This window comes from Jiangella asiatica, from assembly GCF_004349065.1.
Classification (GTDB): Bacteria; Actinomycetota; Actinomycetes; order Jiangellales; family Jiangellaceae; genus Jiangella; species Jiangella asiatica.
In genome coordinates, this window is record NZ_SMKZ01000003.1 from 115729 (window position 1) to 132577 (window position 16849).

The window sequence follows — 16849 nt, forward strand, 5'->3', positions numbered from 1 at the left end:
CGTGCCACCTCGTCAGCGTCCGAACATCATCTTCATCACGTGTCACGACCTGGGGCGGTTCCTCGGCTGTTACGGGGTCGAGACGGTGCGGTCGCCGGCTCTCGACGCGTTGGCGGAGGAGAGCGTGGTGTTCGAACGGGCCCACTGCACCGCGCCGCAGTGCAGCCCGTCGCGGGCGTCCCTGTTCACCGGGCGCTATCCGCACTCGACCGGCGTGATGGGGCTGACCCAGCCACCGTTCGAGTGGGACCTGCGCCCGCAGGAGCGGCATGTGGCGAGCCTGCTGGGTGGCGCCGGCTACCGCACGGCGTTGGTCGGCATCCATCACGAGTCCAAGACCGGCAGCGACGACGCCGTCGCCGAGCGACTGGGCTTCGACGTGGTCCATCAGCGGGGACAGCGCGGCGAGGACGTGACGGCGCTGGCGACGGCGCAGCTGGGAGAGCTGGCGGGCGGGGACCGGCCCTTCTACCTCCAGGTCGGGTATCTCGAGCCGCACCGGCTGCGGCCGCGGGAGCGCACCGAAGACGGCTACCAGGGGTTTCTGGGCGACTACATCGAGCCCGACGCCCAGCGAGGGGTGACGGTCCCCGGGTACCTCGTCGACGACGCCCGGGCTCGGGAGGAGCTCGCGGAGCTGCAAGGGGCGGTGCGATACCTGGACACCCAGATCGGCCATCTGATGGCGGCCGTCGACCGCCTCGGGGTGCGCGACGACACCGTCGTCGTGTTCGTTACCGATCACGGCCTCGCCCTACCGAGGGCCAAGTGCAGTCTGTACGACCCGGGCCTGGAGATCGCCCTGATGGTTCGCTACCCTGCGGCGGGCTGGGGCGGCCGTCGCCGGTCGGAGCTCGTGTCCGGCGTGGACCTCGTGCCGACGCTGCTCGAGGCCGCCGGCGCGGAGCCGGCGAACCAGATCCAGGGGACCAGCCTGTCGCCTCTCCTGGACGCGTCGCCGGCCCGGCCGTGGTCACGCGACGCCGTGTTCGCCGAGTTCACGTATCACGAGTACTACGACCCGCGCCGGTGCGTGCGTACCGACCGGCACAAGCTGATCGCCAACTTCAGCGTGGCGCCGGCCTTCATGGACTGTTCGTCCTCGTGGGACCGGCGGACCCGACCCCGGGTGCCGATGAACGTCCCGACGGGCTTCCATCCGCCCGTCGAGCTGTACGACCTCGAGCTCGATCCGCTGGAGGTGTCCAACCTGGCCGGCGAACCCGACCACCTCAGCGTCGAGACCGACCTGCTCGGCCGGCTGCACACCTGGATGCGGGACACCGGCGACCCGCTGCTTGCCGGCGCGGTGACCCCGCCCCTGCACGCGTCGGCCATGCGGTCGCTGACGGGGACGGGGGTGATCCGCCGATGAGTTCGGCGATCACCGGTCATCAGGACCTCCTGTCCGCACCGGATGCACGCCGGAGCCGCTCGCGGCGGCTCGGACGACAGCAGTTGTGGATCTGGCTCCTGCTGACGCCCACCGTCGTGCTCTACGGGCTGTACACGGTGTATCCGGTGATCGCGAGCTACTGGTACTCGTTCGTGGAGTGGAACGGGTTCGAGTCGCAGAAGCGGTTCGTGGGACTCCAGAACTTCCGGGACGTCTTCGCCGATGACCTGTTCTGGAACTCGTTCAAGGTCACGCTCCTGTTCATGGTCGTGGTCGTGCCGCTCAAGGTCATCCTCAGCCTGTTGCTCGCGATCGTGCTCAACTCGCCGAAGCTGCCGTTCTCGACGCTGCTGCGCACCGCGTACTTCCTGCCGGTGGTCACCACGACGGCCATCGTGGGCGTGGTGATGCAGTTCGTCTTCGACCCCGCCAGCGGCCCGGCCAACCAGCTCCTGCGCACGTTCGGCGTCTCCGAGGGCGTGAACTTCCTGGGTGACTCCTCGACGGCGCTCTGGACGGCCGCCGGGGTGTACGTGTGGAAGTGGTTCGGCATCACGATGATCTACTGGCTGGCCGCCCTGCAGACCATCCCGGACGAGGTGTACGAGGCGGCGCGGATGGACGGCGCGGGCGCGCTGCGGCTGCTTCGTCACATCACGCTGCCCCTGCTGAGGCCGTTCCTCATCATCATCACGCTGCTGTCGCTCGAGTCGTCGCTGCGGGTCTTCGACCTCGTGCTGACCTTGACCGGCGGCGGTCCCTTCTACTCGACCGAGGTGGTCGAGATCTACATCTACCGGTGGGCGTTCAGCGCGACCATCCCCCAGCTCGGCTACGCCTCGGCGGCCGCGGTGATCTTCGGGTTGTTCGTCTTCTTCGTCGGACTGTTCCAGCTCCTGGGCATCAGGTCGGTACAGAGGGCGAGGGCGGCATCATGACCTCCGTCATCACGACCCGCACCCGCGAGACAGCGCCTACCGAGCGCACGCGGCGCAACCGCTGGAGCACGGGCCGGCTGCTGCGGCGCCTGCCGTGGTGGCTGATCGCGCTGGTGCTTCTCGGCGGTGCGTTGCTGTGGGTGTATCCGTTCCTGTGGATGCTCTCGGCATCGCTGAAGGACAACATCGAGGTCTTCAGCTCCAGCCTGTCGCTGCTGCCGGAGTCAGCGGTGTTCGAGAACTACGGCCGGGCCTGGAGCGACGCCAACTTCAGCGGGTACATGTGGAACACGATCATCGTGACGGTCGTGACGGTCGTCCTCGTGGTCATCCGCTGTGCGATGGCGGGCTACGTCATCGGCAGGTACGGCTTCTTCGGCAAGAAGACCGTCGTCGTCGTCCTCGTCGCGACGTTGTTCGTACCGACCGGCTACACGATCATCCCGGTCGTCGACATCACCCAGCAGCTCGGCTTGTTGAACTCACTGACGGGCATGATCATCGCGCTGTCCGGTGGCGGGCACGTGGCCGCGATCCTGCTCTACGCCGGGTACTTCCGTCAGGTGCCTCGCGAGCTCGAGGAGTCCGCAACGGTCGACGGCGCGGGGTTCTTCACGATCTTCCTGCGCATCATGCTGCCGCTGGCGAAACCGATCACGGCCACCGTCACGCTGCTGACGTTCCTGTCGACGTGGAACGCGTTCTTTCTTCCGCTCGTGTTCACCTTCTCACGACCCGACCTGCGCACGCTCAGCGTCGGCATGCAGGCGTTTGTCGGCGAGAACACCACGGACTGGGCCGGGATGGCGGCGGCGGCCACCATATCGCTGGTTCCCGTCATCGTCTTGTTCGTGGTTCTGCAACGCAGATTCGTCGAGGGCTTCGCGGGAGCGATCAAACAATGACCGACCGAAACGCCGCGCGACGCCGGCCCAACATCCTGCTGATCTGCACCGACCAGCAGCGCTACAGTGCGCTGGGCGCGTACGGGAACGACGAGATCGACACGCCGACCCTGGACCGGCTAGCCGCCGAGGGTGTGCTGTTCGAGAACTGCTATGTGCAGAACCCGGTGTGCGGGCCGTCCCGTGCCAGCCTGATGACCGGCCGCTACGTGCAGTCCCACGGCCAGTGGGCGAACGGCGTCGCGCTGCCCGAGCACGAGCAGCTGTTCAGCCGGGTGCTGGCTGGCGCCGGATACGACTGCGGGCTGGTCGGGAAGCTGCATCTCGCCGCGTGTTTCGGCGGACGGACCGAACCGCGCCACGACGACGGGTTCCGGGTGTGGCGCTGGGCGCACGACCCCGGACATCGCTCGCCTGAGAACCAGTACCACCGCTGGCTGCAGGAGGAGCATCCCGACCTGTGGCGGGCCGTGAACGACCCGAACACGCCGACGACCTTCGCCAACATCGAGACCCGGGGCCACTTCAGCCGCTGGATCTCCACCGAGACGATCGACTTCCTCCGCAACGGTCGTGAACGCGCCAGGCCGTTCTTCGTCGTGGCGAACTTCTTCGATCCCCATCACGCCTTCGACGCGCCCGAGGAGTACGTCAAGCGGTACGACCCGGAGACGCTGAGCCGGCCGGTGACGCGGGCCGGTGAGCTGGCCGGCAAGCCGTCCATCTTCACGGAGGCCTCCGCCCGCTCCTACGCCGGGCACGAGCGGGGCTACGTCGAGTACTCGCCAAGCGAGCTGCAGGAGACCAAGGCCGCCTACTACGCGATGGTCTCGCTGATCGACGACGAGGTGGGCCGCATCCTGGACGCACTCGAGGCGGAGGGCCTGGCCGACGACACCCTGGTGATCTTCACCAGCGACCACGGCGAGATGCTCGGCGACCACCAGCTGATGCTCAAGGGACCGATGATGTACGAGCCGGCGGTGCGCGTGCCCCTCATCCTGCGCTGGCCGGGCGCGCTGCCGGCCGGGCATCGTCGCGCCGAGTTCGTGCAGTGGATCGACCTCGCGCCGACGATCCTGGAGGCGGCCGGGCTGGACCCGATGCGGCGTGGGCAGGGCGAGACACTGCTGCCGCTGGCCCGGGGCGACCACGCGAGCTGGACGCGCGACTGGGCGATCTGCGAGTACCGGGACAGCGGGCACTCCTACGACCCGCCGGTCCACACGACCATGTTGCGCCACGACCGGTGGAAGCTCGTCGTCCACCACGGTCCGCCGTCCACGGCGCGCGATCGCGCGGGGGAGCTGTACGACTTGGCCGCGGATCCGCACGAGCTCGACAACAGATGGGACGATCCCGCGTTTGTGCAGTCGCGCATCGAGCTGCAGGAGTTGTTGCTGGACGTGCTCGTCGCCACCCAGGACCGCACCCAGCCGCGCGAAGCGCACTGGTGATGCGTCGTCCTGAGGCGTCACCGCGGTACTACGACGTGCCCCACTCGGGAGAGGCCCGCCATGCCTGTTGACAGTGCCACGATCGACCGCCGTCGGTTCATCCTCGGGTCGGGCGGCGTGATCGCCGCTCCGGTCCTCTTGGGCGGGGATCCGGCCGCCGCGTCGGCCGCACCGGCGGGTGACGCCATGCCGACGGACCTGGCCGCCCAGTCGTGCGATCTCACGCTGCGCTGGCGCCATCTCGAGGCTCGCGTCGTCCGCGACGGGCTCGTGGCGGCCTGGCCGATGGACGAGGGCACCGGATACGTGTTCGACGACGTCAGCGGTCGCGGCCACGACTTCCACATCACCGGGTCGCGGTGGAACACCACCGACAGTGGACTGGTCGACGCGTTCCGCCGACCCGGCCGCCGCGGCGGCGGCGTCTTCCTGGACGGCACCCGGTGGCTGCAGGCACAACAGGCCAGCGACCTGGACCTGAACGGCGCGCCGGCCGGGATGACCCTCACCGCGTGGGTCCGTCCCACCGAAGGGCCCGGCGAGCGGGCGACGCTGCTGTCGTACGGCGACGCCTACGCGCTGACCCTGGCCAGCGACGGAGCGTTGCGCTTCACCGTCCGGCGCCACGACGGCGAGTACCGGTCCGTCGAGTCCGATCCTCTGGCGGTCCCGCCGGGCCGGTGGACGCACGTCGCGGCGGTGACCTGGCCCGGGGCGAGCCGGCTCACACTGACGGTCGACGGCCGGACCGTCCGCCGGTTCGCAGTGCCGGCGTCGATCCGCACGCCTGCCACGGACGACCTCGTCGCGGGGGTCGCCCTGCACGGCCAGCTCGACGAGCTCACGCTGCACGACCGCGCCCTCGACCCGGACGAGGTACGCGGCCTGTACCTGGTGGGTCTGCCCAGGGTCTACACGCAGAGCCGGGAGACCATCGACGCCGACTCGCGGGAGTGGACGTCGTTCAGGGGCAGCGATCCCATCCCGCACCCGGTCGAGGCGGACACGGTGCTGGCCGTGCGCTTCGACGGCGACACCGGGCCGGTGCACGGACGCGGCCGGGTGGCCGACGAGTCGGCCGGCCTCGAGCCCGGTCACTTCGGCGGTGCGCTGCGGGCGACCGGCGGCACGGGCGTCGCGTACGAGTCGCCGCTGGGTGCGCCGTCCGGCACCTGCGAGGTGTGGTACCAGACCGTCGTGGACGACGCGGACCCGGACCGGTCCGAGCGCAAGGAACTGGTGCGCGCGGAGGGCGACCGCTGCGGCCTGGCCCTCTACACCGAGGCGGGCAGGTGGCACGCGACCCTCCGAATCGCCGGAGCGGCAGCTCGCACCGTCTCCGGACCCGCGCAAACGTTCGTGCCCGGCCAGCTCGAGCACGTCGCCGTCGCGTGGGGACCGCACGGCGGCCAGGATGCACTGTCGCTGCACGTCAACGGTGTCGAGGTGAGCCGCGAGCCCATCGATCTGGCCGGTCGCGTCTTCGACCGGCACGTCGTCGTCGGCGGCAGCCGGACCGCGCCCGCGTACTGCCTGGTCGACGACCTCCGGCTCAGCGACCGGGTGCGGACCTGGGGGGAGATCTGCCCACGTGGCCACGCGGCCACCGACGCGGCCGGGCTCGACCTGCGCGACGGCTTCGACCGAGCACCCGGCACGGCGCCGAGGTGGTGGCGCCCGGCCTCCGGGGGCGCCGCCTGGTCACACGAACGCAAGACGTGGGAGGACCCGAGCCGCACCGGAGACGCACCGGAGCGGGCCACCGCCCTGCTCCAGCGGGAGGTCGCCGGGCTGCATCCGATCCACCACCCCGACGCATACGGGCACGCGTCGTCCATCGAAGCGGGCGTGTCGTTCGCCGCCGTCGCCGACGGCTGGGCCGGTGTCTTCGTCCAGGCCTCCGCGCCGGAGGAGCCGTTCTCCGGGCACACGTTCGCGGTAAACCCCGGCCGCGGACAGCTGCGCATAGCGCGCTACGCGGCGGGCGCACCCGTGGAGGCGAAGACGCTTCCGTACGACTTCCCGACCCGGGCCGCGACGACGTACGAGCTCACGCTCACCGCGACCGGCGACGGCCTGCTGCGCGGCTTCGTCGACGGGCACAACCTGATCACGATGCGTGTGGGCGACGGCGCACCGGCGTCCGGCCACGCGGGCCTGTTCACGCATGACGCCGCGGCCTTCTTCGACGACGTCCACGTCACCGCGCTGACCCCGGCTCGGCCCGCGTCCCGCCTGGTCCAGCTGCGCCTGTTCACCACCGGCGGCGAGGTCGAGGCGCGGGGGGTGCGCCTCGAACCGTTCCGGTGGCACAAGCGGCGAGGGCTGCCACCGTGGCAGTACACCAGACAGGGTGAGGAGTTCCCGGGCGACCCCGAGCTGCCGGGGAACCTCGCCGGCGCCGACACACCGACGCCGGAGCGCCCGATCCCGCCGGCGTTCTGGCGCTCGGAGGACAGCGCCAACAGTGAGCTGGTGACGATCGACGGCCGGGTGGTGTTTTTCATGCGCGGGAACCCGCGGGTCGGCGGCCGTTCGATCGGTGCCCGCATCGGCGTCCTGGAGACGACCGTCGACACGTTCGACGGGATCCACTTCCAGGACCCCAGCGCGGGCATCACCGACCTCGACGATTGCAAACTCCTGCAGGGACCCGTCGACGAGTCTCCGGAGGAGATGCGCCACCAGGAGCGCTTCCAGCTCAACGACGAGGGGTGTGCCTACGTCGGGGACGGGCGGCTGCTCCTGTTCGCCAAGGAGTTCCGCAACAAGGTCGGCGACTTCCCGTCGTACCGCCGCCTGATCTACGGCTACTACGACGTCCGTGCCGACGACTGGGTGGACGGGGAGTCCCGCTACGTCGACTGGTCGGCCATGGATCCGGGCGACCCCGAGGCGGTGTTCCAGGGGATCGAGGGCACGCCGGAGCTCGTCTCGCTGCGCGACCCGGACACCGACGACTATCGCGTGCTGCTGTACCACCAGGCCACGACCGGCGACGACCGGCGAGTCATGGGGATCACCGGACTGCGGCTGGCCGGCGACGGTGTGCCCGTCCTCGACCCGGAGCACCCCACCGTCCACTCGATCGGCCGGCCGTCGAACAAGGTCGTCTACAGCTTCCGCGTCCTGTTCGACAACGGCATCTACTACCTGCACTACGCCGAGGGCCCGCAGACCCCGGACTGGCCCGACTACTTCGTGCTCGGCGCGGCTCTCGACCCCTACGGCGGGCCATGGATCGTGAACGAGGACACCAACGCCGACGACGCGACGTACTTCCGGCACGGCGAGCGGTACGAGCCCGACAACGCCGCGATCTGGCAGGGGACCATGCTCAAGCTGCGGGGCCGCTACTACATGTACTACGAGAACTATCACGCCATCGGGACGAACCTGGACCAGCAGTACTCGAACTACAACCATCCACAGGCGGGCTCGCGCGTCGGCTACGCCACCGCGTGAAGCTCGCGAGCGGCGACTCAGCCGCCCTGCTGGGGAGGCGAACCCGTGATGACGCGTTCGACGAGGTGAGGTCGGCGACCGCCGCCTCTGCCTCGGCCGACTCCGCGTCCGTCCCGACGATCGGCGCCAGCAGGAGCCGGGCATGCGCCTCGGCGACCGGAGCGAAGTCGACTCCTTCCACGACCTCACGCACCGCGGTGTCGAGTTGGAGCATGTCCATGCCGTCGACTCCTGGTGCGATCGATCCGACCGAGCCGTCGACGGCGACGACGTACAACCCGTCCACGCCCAGCCGGTTGTGCAGCAACGCGGCGAGCCCTTCAGGTTCGCGGTACGGATCGCCGGGCCGCAGCGGCGGATCGTCGCCCGGCAGGTGGTGGGCCAGCACACGAACGCGGGATACGGCAGCTCGGCGATGTCGGCCCGGAGCAGCTCGGTGATCTGGTCGACACGGCCGCCGAGGTTCGAGACGGACGCGTCAGCCCTCACGGGTCTGATCCTCACACCGACCGCTCGGGTATCCGTTGGTAGTCATCCACGCGCGAGCCACAACTCGAAAAGGCGCATCTGTGGCGTGATGTCGGCCCGCTGACCTCCTATATCGATTTCGTGAGCGCGACGGGGCGTCACGTGCTGCTTGCCAAGGCCCGCACGGTCAACTCTTGACATTAGCGTCACACCGGACACTATGGAGTTACGAATTCGATTTCGCGACCAACGGAGGGTGGTTCAAACGGCGGGTGACCGCCCGACCCCAGCGAACGAGGTGGAGGTTCAATTGACTACGAGCGGAATCCCACGACGTCGTTTTCTCGAGCTGTCCGGTGGTGTGGCCCTTGCCCCGGCCCTCCTCAATGGTCTGGGCGCGCCGGCATCGGCCAGCGCTGAGACCATGTCGGGCCCACCCGGCGTCGGTCAGGACGTGCCGCCGGCGTGGACCTGCGACTTGACCAGGAGATGGCTGCACGTCGAGCCGCGAGTGGCCATGCCGGGCCTGGTGGCGGCGTGGCCATGTGACGAAGGGTCTGGATACGCGTTTCGCGACGTGACGGGCAACGGGCACACGCTGTACGTCATCGGCAGCAGGTGGAACACCTCCGACAGCGGACTGATCTCCTCGTTCCGGCGGCAGGGTCGGCGCGGCGGCGGCGTCCACCTGGACGGAACTCGATGGCTGCAGGCCCAGCACACGCCCGCACTCGATGCTGGCGGCGCGCTCACGGTCTCGGTATGGGTCCGGCCGGCGGAGCTGCCGGAGGCGGAGGTGTCGTTGCTCGCCCTTCCGGGCCAGTGGTCCGTCGGCCTGACAGCTGCCGGCGCGATCCGGTGGACGGTGGTCGGCACGGACGGCAACCCGCGCACCGCTCAGTCGCCGGACCAGGCAGTCGTGGCCGGGAGATGGGCCCACGTCGCCGCCACGGCCAACGCGCACAGTGGCCGGCTGATCGTCTTTGTCCACGGGTCGCGCGTCCGGGTCGTCGACGTCCCCGCGTTCACGCCGGCCGGCACCGGCGACGACCTGATGGTCGGGGAGGGTCTGGTCGGTGACGTCGACGAGCCCGCCCTGTTCGACCGTGCTCTCGGCGCCGTGGCGGTCGAACAGCTCTACCTCGTCGGCGTCCCTCAGCTGTACACGCAGACCCGCGAGACTATCGACGCCAAACGCAGCGAGTGGACCCGGTTCAAGGGCAGCGAGCCGATTCCGCATCCGGTCGACACGGACACGGTCTTCTCCGCGCGCTTCGACGGATCGGCGGTATCTGACCAGGGTGCCGAGCCGGTCCGCGGTACCGCGTCGTTCCGGCCGGGGCGGTTCGGCGCGGCCCTGGCCGGATCGGACGACGGCATCGGCTACGCCTCACCCCTGGCCGGCTCGGACGGCACCTTCGAGGCCTGGTACGTCCCGACTGGCGGAAACCGAGGCGGCGAACTGTTCCGAGCGGCCGGCGCGCACGGCTGGCTCAGCCTGTCGCTCGTCGCGGACCGTTGGCGCGCGGACCTGGGCACCGGTGAGGTTACGACCCACACGGTGACAGGTCCGGCTCAGCGGCTGGTGACCTCGACGCTCGAGCACGTAGCCGTGGCCTGGGGAGACAGCGGCGGTGACCGACTGCTGACCCTGCACCTCAACGGCGTCGACGTCGCCAGCGTGCGCATCGGCTCGGCGGACACGCGATTCGACCGGAGCATCACGATCGGCGGGACGGCCGGCTGCGTCGTCGACGACGTCCACATCTCCGACCGCGCGCGCGGGTGGGGAGAGGTGTGCCCGAGAGGTCACGCCAGCACTGACGCGGCGGGGCTCGACCTTCGCGACGGATTCGGCCGGCCCGACGGCACGATCCCGTTGTGGTGGCGGCCGGGTGGCTCCGAACCGCTCTGGACGCAGGCGACCCGGGACTGGGAGGACGTCGCGGCCACCCAGGACGACCCACACCGTCACCGCGCGCTGTACTGCCCGGCCGACGCGACGCTGCACACCGTCTTCCATCCCGATATGTACGGTGTGGCCTCCTCGATCGAGGCAGGGCTCGCGTTCGGGGTCGTCGCCGACGGTTGGGCCGGCGTGTTCGTGCAGGCGACGGAGCCGACTGGGGCGCTGTCCGGGTACGCGTTCACGATCAACCCGGGCACCGACGAGCTGCGACTGGCTCGGTACGCCGACGGTGAGATCGCCGAGCACAAGACTCTCGACTACGACTTCGAGTTCCGGCCCGAGGCGACCTATACCCTCACCCTCACCTCTGCCGGAGACGGCGTGCTGCGCGGGTTCGTGGACGGGCACAACCTGATCAGCATGCGCACCGGGGACCAGCCGCTCACCCGCGGCCACGCCGGGCTCCTGGCCCATGGTGTGGCGACGTACTTCGACGACGTCCACTTCACCGCTCTCACGCCGGCAGCCGCCGAGTCACGCGAGATACAGGCGCGCGTTCTGACCTTCGGGGACCGCGTCGCCTACGACGACCTGTCCGCCCAGCCCTTTCGCTGGCACAAGCGGCACGGCCTCGTCCCATGGCGGTACCAGACGAAGAACCCGGAGCCCCCCGGCCTCCTCGTCGGCGCCTACACCGACGATCCGCCGCGACCGATTCCCGCCGCGTTCTGGCGGTCGGGCGACAGCGCGAACTCCGATCTCAACCAGATCGACGGGCGGATCTTGTACTTCATGCGAGGGGGTGGAGAGCGGGGCGACTGGTCGTACGGCGGACGCATCGGCGTCCTCGACACCACCGTGGACCAGTTCGACGGCATCCACTTCAACGACCGCAACCGCGACATCTCCGATCTCGAGAGCGGCACCTTCCTGCAGGGCAACTTCGACCCGCACTATCCCGACCTGCAGGACCGGTTCCCTCGCTTCAACCTCAATCCAGCACTGGCCGTGTACGCCGGCGACGGCCGGATGCTCGTTTTCGTCCACGAGATGCGCCCCAACGACCCCGACTTCTCGACGCGGTACCGGGTGATCGGATACGGCTACTACGACGTCCGCGCCGACGACTGGATCGACCACACCTGCCGGCACGTTCCGTGGTCGAGCATGGACCCCACCGACCCGGACGCACAACGCACCGGGATCCTGGGCGGGCCGGAGGTGGTCGGTCTGCGCGACCCCGACACCGACGAGTACCGGATCGTCCTTTACTACCAGAGCACCAACGCAGACGGCCACCAGGCGATGACCACCGTCGGGATGGTCATCGACGCGGACGGCGTCCCGCAGCTGGACCCGGAGCGACCGGCCGTCACGTCTCTCACGCGGACCGGGACCGACGCGAACGGACGCGAGCGGGCGACCAAGGCCATGTACGGCTTCATGGTGCTGTTCGACAACGGCATCTACTACAACGACTACTGCGAGGGTCCGCAGGTGCCCGACTGGCCGACCCACTTCCCGCTCTGCGCGGCGCTGGACCCGTACGCGGGCCCGTGGGTGCGCAACGAGGACACCAACCACGACGATGCGACGTACTTCCGCCGCGGCACCGAGTTCGAGCCGGACAACGCCGCGATCTGGCAAGCCGCGAAGTTCAAGCACCGCGGCCGCTACTACACGTACTACGAGACCATCCACGCGATCGAGAACGTCGACGCGCCGTACCAGCACTACGACCACCGGCACGTGGGTTCACGGGTCGGCTATGCGACGGCGATGGGGACGTGACAGGAGGCAACGTGATGCGAGAGCTGAGCCGAAGAAGGTTCCTTGGCTACAGCGGCCTGCTGGGCGCCGGCCTGGTGGTGGCCGGATGCGGTGACGACGACGGTCAGGGAGCCGGTGCCAGCGGGAAGCTGACCATGCTCGACCCGTGGGAACCGGAACGGGAGCTCATGGAGTCTTGGTGCGAGACCTGGGCGGCCGACAACGGCATCCAGGTCGAGCACGTCCTGATGAACGCCGGCGAGATCGGAGAGGCCCTTGCTCTGCAGCGGCAGAGCAACCAGCTACCGGACCTGTTCACGTTGTTCGGCCTCGAGCTGCCGCCCCGGGCACTCATCGACGACGGCTGGTTCAGCCCGATGACCAACGGTGACGAGGTGCTCGAGCTCGTCCCTGACGGCCTGATGTTCGAAGGACTGCACGTCTTCGACGGCGACGTGTACTCGCTGCCGCTGTTCAACCCGAAGATCATGCGCGCTTTCACCTGGTACAACACCGAGCTGCTCGCCGCCGCGGACCTCGACCCGGAATCCGTCGACACCTCCTACGACGGGTTCCGGGCCGCCTGTGCCCAGATCAAGAGGAGCTCAGGGTCCGACGCCGGGGCGCTGGCACTCGCCCTCAAGGATCCCGGCGGCCTGGAGGTCGTCGTCGACAATCTGGTGATGGCGGCCGGATTCGACGGCATCGGCGGTCTCGACCTGAAGACCGGCGAGTACAGATTCGAGACCGAGCCGTTCGTCACCGCCATCGAGTTCCTGATGTCACTGCAGCAGGACGGATACCTCTTCCCCGCATCCAGCGGGCTCGACGCCAAGACCGCGCGTGCGCGATGGGCGAGCGGGGAGTTCCCGTTCCTGCTCGACGGTCAGTTCACCATCGGCACGGTGGCCGCCGACTACGAGGCCTTCATCGACAGCGTCGGCCTGGCGGACGTGCTCACGCCGGAGGCCGGCGCTCCGATCGTCACGCACCAGCCGCCGAAAGGCGCCGTCTACTGGATCGCCCACGACACCGACCACCCCGAGCAGGCCTCTGAGCTCTCGGCCAGCCTGGCCACTCGCGAGTTCCAGCAGCAGTGGGGCGAGCAGATGGGCACCATGCCCATCTACGAGGACCTGGTGCCGGAACTGGACGTGCACCCGCTGTTCAAGCTGGCACTCGAGAAGATCATCGCGCAGGTGTTCGTGGCCCCTTCGCCCGTGGTGCGGACGGTGGAGATCGCCGATGTCGACGCCGAGATGCGGCCACCGCAGTTCACGCTCGGCGCCATCGCGCAGGGCGCCATCACGGGACAGATGCCGGACTGGCAGAAGGCGCTCGAGGACCTCTCGGACAACCGGACCGAGGAACGCGAGAACGCGATCAAGGCCGCCGGGTCGAAGGTGACGCCCGACGACTGGGCGTTCCCCGACTGGGACCCGACCCGTGACTTCACCCCAGACCTGTACGGCTGACCCTCCACCGGGAGACGCGACTATGACTGAATCGAACACGGTCAGCAGGCGGACGCTGCTCGCCGGCGCGGGCGCGTTGGGCATCGGCGCTCTGGGCGCGGAGACCGCCGGCACCACGCCGTCGGCAGGCAGCTCCGCCAGCGCAATCGGAACGGCTGCGTGCGCCCGGCCGAACATCGTCATGATCATGGCCGACGACTTCGGGTTCTCCGACGTCGGCTGCTTCGGCGGGGAGATCGCCACTCCGAACATCGACAACCTGGCACGCGACGGCCAGCGGTTCACCCAGCTGTACACCTACCCGGTGTGCTCGCCGACCCGTGCCGCCCTGCTGACCGGGCTCTACCCGACGCAGGCCGGCCTCGGCGCCCTGGGCAATCAGGGAACGCCCGAGTACCAGGGTCACCTGAAGGAGTCGTGCGTGACGCTGGCCCAGGTGCTCGGCATGGCCGGGTACCGCACGTCAGTCTCGGGGAAATGGCACATCAGCCCCTGGACGTTGCCCGAGTCGCTGCCGGTGGGTCGCGGGTTCGAGCGCTCGTTCTGCCCCGTCGGAGACAGGTTCACCTACTACCTGCCCCAGCGTTACCTCGACGGCGAGTTGATCGGCCGCCCGGACGAGCCTGGGTACCACGTCACCGAGGCCATCACGGACCATGCGATCGCCTCGATCCGGCAGTTCGCCGCCGCCGACGACCCATTTTTCGTCTACGTCCCGCATTCCGCCGCCCACTACCCGTTGCACGCCTGGCCGGAGGACATCGAGCCCTACCGCGGTAGATACCTGGGCGGCTGGGGACGGCTCCGGGAGGAGCGCTTCGAGCGGCAGCGAGCGCTCGGCGTGATCGACCCCGACACCGTTCTTCCGCACCCCGGCCCGGGCGTGCCGGACTGGGACTCCGATCCCGACAAGGACTGGCAGGACTCCCGGATGGCCGCGTACGCCGCCATGGTCACCGTCATGGACCGCGGAATCGGCCGGATCCTGGCCACGCTCGACGAGCTGGGGATCGCCGACAACACCCTCGTGCTGTTCTTCGGTGACAACGGCGGCGCGGTCAACGAGGTCGTGCCGGGCAACAACTCGAACGTGCCGACCCTCGACGGCAGCCCCATGATCGACGGTAACGTCCGCGGCGTGAGCCCGGGGCCGCACAACACGTGGGCCAGCTACGGCCGGGCGTGGGCCAGCGTGAGCAACACGCCGTTCAGCAGGTGGAAGAACTGGGTGCACGAGGGCGGCATCGCGACGCCGTTCATCGCCCGGTGGCCGGCCAGCCTCCCCGGTGGCGGCATCGACCACCGTGCCCTGCACGTCATCGATTTCATGCCGACCCTGCTCGAGCTCGCCGGCGCCTCGTATCCGACGAGCCACGACGGCCACGCGATCACTCCGATGGAGGGCGAGAGCTTCGCCACGGTGCTCACCGACGCGGCGGGGACATCGGGCTGGCGGCGGAACACGCCGATGTTCTGGGAGTACAACGGCAACCGGGCCGTGCGAAGGCACCGCTGGAAGCTGGTCTCCGAGTACGGCGCGCCCGGCGCCGGTCAGTGGGAGCTGTACGACATCGGGACCGATCGCACCGAGACGCGGAACCTGGCCGCGACGCGCCCGGACCTCGTCGCCGACCTCGCGGGTGAATGGCAGGACTGGAAGGTCCGCGTCGGCGTCCGGGACTGGGAACCCGGCGACGGATATCGGCCATGACGTCGTCGACCCGAGCCGTCCGAGGAGGTCGACCATGCCGACTGTGGCATTGATGGGCACGCTCGACACGAAGGGAGCCGAGTACGCCTTCGTGCGCGACCGGCTGCGCGCGGCCGGCCTCGAAGTCGTGGTCGTCGACACCGGCGTCCTCGGGGAGCCGGCGTTCGCACCGGACGTGACGCGCGCCGAGGTGGCCCGTGCCGCAGGCACCGACGTCGCCACGCTCGCCGCTCGCGCCGACCGCGGCCAGGCGATCAGGGCCATGGCCGACGGCGCGGCGGTGATCGTCCGGCGGCTTCGTGACGAGGGCCGCTGCGACGGTGCTCTCGCCCTGGGAGGCACCGGAGGCACGTCCCTGGCGTCGACGGCGCTGCGTACGCTGCCGCTCGGCGTACCCAAGATCATCGTGTCGACGGCGGCGTCCGGAGACACCCAGGCGTACGTGGGGGAGAGCGACCTGGTGCTGATGCCCAGCGTCGCCGACATCGCGGGAGTGAACCGGATCTCCGCACCCATCCTGGCCAATGCCGCCGCCGCTCTGGCCGGAATGGTGCGGCAGGAACCGCTCCCGCCGACCGGCGACAAGCCGCTCGTCGCCGCGAGCATGTTCGGTGTCACCACGCCGTGTGTCACCGCCGCCCGGCAACGGCTGGAGGAGCTCGGCTACGAGGTGCTCGTCTTCCACATGACCGGGGTCGGCGGGCGCACCATGGAAGCTCTCGCGCGGGACGGGCACCTCGCCGGCGTCCTCGACGCCACCACCACCGAACTCGCCGATGAGCTGGTCGGCGGGGTGTTCTCGGCCGGGGCCGACCGGCTGACCGGAGCGGGGTCGGCCGGCATCCCGCAGGTCGTGTCGGTGGGCGCGCTCGACATGGTCAACTTCGGCCCGCGCGACACCGTCCCGGCACGGTTCGAGGAGCGAACCCTCCACGTGCACAACCCCAGCATCACCCTGCTACGCACGACCGCCGCGGAGTGTGCCGAGCTCGGCGGGCGGCTGGCGCAGCGGGTGTCGTCGTCGACCGGCCCGTCGGCCGTCTTCCTCCCACTGCGCGGCATCTCTGCCATCGCGTTACCGGACGGCCCGTTCCACGACGCCGAGGCGGACGCGGCGCTGTTCGGCGCGATCCGCGGCGGGCTGGCGTCCGGCATCGAGCTGGTCGAAGCCGACGCCGACATCAACGACCCGGTCTTCGCCCGTGCGATGGCCAACAGGCTGCACGAACTCATCGTCGAGAACGGGACGGCCGATGCCACGGTTCACCCGTGAAACCTGCCTCACCTGTGGCCGACAATTCGCTCCCGGACCTCGGCTTTCGACGGCGCCTTCTCGATGGAGCGGCTGCCAGCCG

The 16849-nt window shown here is 69.6% G+C and carries 10 protein-coding genes; all 10 read left to right on the forward strand.

Annotation, left to right across the window (positions count from 1 at the left end; translation table 11 throughout):
• Window position 1: 1 nt before the first annotated feature.
• The 10 genes from E1269_RS03700 to E1269_RS03745 all read left to right on the forward strand — a co-directional run bounded on the left by E1269_RS03700 (window position 2) and on the right by E1269_RS03745 (window position 16767).
• Window positions 2-1375 carry a sulfatase family protein gene (locus E1269_RS03700; protein ID WP_131891371.1) on the forward strand — a complete coding sequence of 458 codons (1374 nt, stop codon included), beginning with the start codon at window positions 2-4 and terminating at the stop codon, window positions 1373-1375.
• Window positions 1372-2334 carry a carbohydrate ABC transporter permease gene (locus E1269_RS03705; protein ID WP_131891374.1) on the forward strand — a complete coding sequence of 321 codons (963 nt, stop codon included), beginning with the start codon at window positions 1372-1374 and terminating at the stop codon, window positions 2332-2334. The genes E1269_RS03700 and E1269_RS03705 overlap by 4 nt, the downstream gene beginning before the upstream one ends.
• Entirely contained in the window at window positions 2331-3239 is a 909-nt protein-coding gene (locus E1269_RS03710; RefSeq protein WP_131891377.1) for a carbohydrate ABC transporter permease, read from the forward strand. The genes E1269_RS03705 and E1269_RS03710 overlap by 4 nt, the downstream gene beginning before the upstream one ends.
• Window positions 3236-4696, forward strand: a complete 1461-nt coding sequence (locus tag E1269_RS03715; protein ID WP_131891379.1) for a sulfatase family protein — start codon at window positions 3236-3238, stop codon at window positions 4694-4696. The genes E1269_RS03710 and E1269_RS03715 overlap by 4 nt, the downstream gene beginning before the upstream one ends.
• A gap of 60 nt (window positions 4697-4756) precedes the next feature.
• Window positions 4757-8161, forward strand: a complete 3405-nt coding sequence (locus E1269_RS03720; RefSeq protein WP_131891382.1) for a laminin G domain-containing protein — start codon at window positions 4757-4759, stop codon at window positions 8159-8161.
• Between the two features lie 142 nt (window positions 8162-8303).
• Window positions 8304-8753 carry a hypothetical protein gene (locus E1269_RS03725; RefSeq protein WP_131891385.1) on the forward strand — a complete coding sequence of 150 codons (450 nt, stop codon included), beginning with the start codon at window positions 8304-8306 and terminating at the stop codon, window positions 8751-8753.
• A gap of 354 nt (window positions 8754-9107) precedes the next feature.
• Window positions 9108-12329 carry a LamG domain-containing protein gene (locus E1269_RS03730; RefSeq protein ID WP_162606220.1) on the forward strand — a complete coding sequence of 1074 codons (3222 nt, stop codon included), beginning with the start codon at window positions 9108-9110 and terminating at the stop codon, window positions 12327-12329.
• A 14-nt stretch (window positions 12330-12343) separates the two neighbouring features.
• Window positions 12344-13783 (forward strand): ABC transporter substrate-binding protein, encoded by a 1440-nt coding sequence (locus E1269_RS32090; protein WP_162606221.1) that lies wholly within the window; start codon window positions 12344-12346, stop codon window positions 13781-13783.
• Between the two features lie 22 nt (window positions 13784-13805).
• On the forward strand, window positions 13806-15494 hold the full coding sequence (locus E1269_RS03740; protein ID WP_131891391.1) for an arylsulfatase: 1689 nt from the start codon (window positions 13806-13808) through the stop codon (window positions 15492-15494).
• A 34-nt stretch (window positions 15495-15528) separates the two neighbouring features.
• Window positions 15529-16767 carry a Tm-1-like ATP-binding domain-containing protein gene (locus tag E1269_RS03745; RefSeq protein WP_131891393.1) on the forward strand — a complete coding sequence of 413 codons (1239 nt, stop codon included), beginning with the start codon at window positions 15529-15531 and terminating at the stop codon, window positions 16765-16767.
• Window positions 16768-16849 lie beyond the last annotated feature (82 nt).

Bases quoted from the DNA above. Each gene is read 5' to 3' on its own strand.
- E1269_RS32090 (WP_162606221.1), top strand. From the start codon at position 12,344: ATGCGAGAGCTGAGCCGAAGAAGGTTCCTTGGCTACAGCGGCCTGCTG.
- E1269_RS03745 (WP_131891393.1), top strand. From the start codon at position 15,529: ATGCCGACTGTGGCATTGATGGGCACGCTCGACACGAAGGGAGCCGAG.
- E1269_RS03740 (WP_131891391.1), top strand. From the start codon at position 13,806: ATGACTGAATCGAACACGGTCAGCAGGCGGACGCTGCTCGCCGGCGCG.
- E1269_RS03725 (WP_131891385.1), top strand. From the start codon at position 8,304: ATGCGCCTCGGCGACCGGAGCGAAGTCGACTCCTTCCACGACCTCACG.
- E1269_RS03710 (WP_131891377.1), top strand. From the start codon at position 2,331: ATGACCTCCGTCATCACGACCCGCACCCGCGAGACAGCGCCTACCGAG.
- E1269_RS03705 (WP_131891374.1), top strand. From the start codon at position 1,372: ATGAGTTCGGCGATCACCGGTCATCAGGACCTCCTGTCCGCACCGGAT.
- E1269_RS03720 (WP_131891382.1), top strand. From the start codon at position 4,757: ATGCCTGTTGACAGTGCCACGATCGACCGCCGTCGGTTCATCCTCGGG.
- E1269_RS03715 (WP_131891379.1), top strand. From the start codon at position 3,236: ATGACCGACCGAAACGCCGCGCGACGCCGGCCCAACATCCTGCTGATC.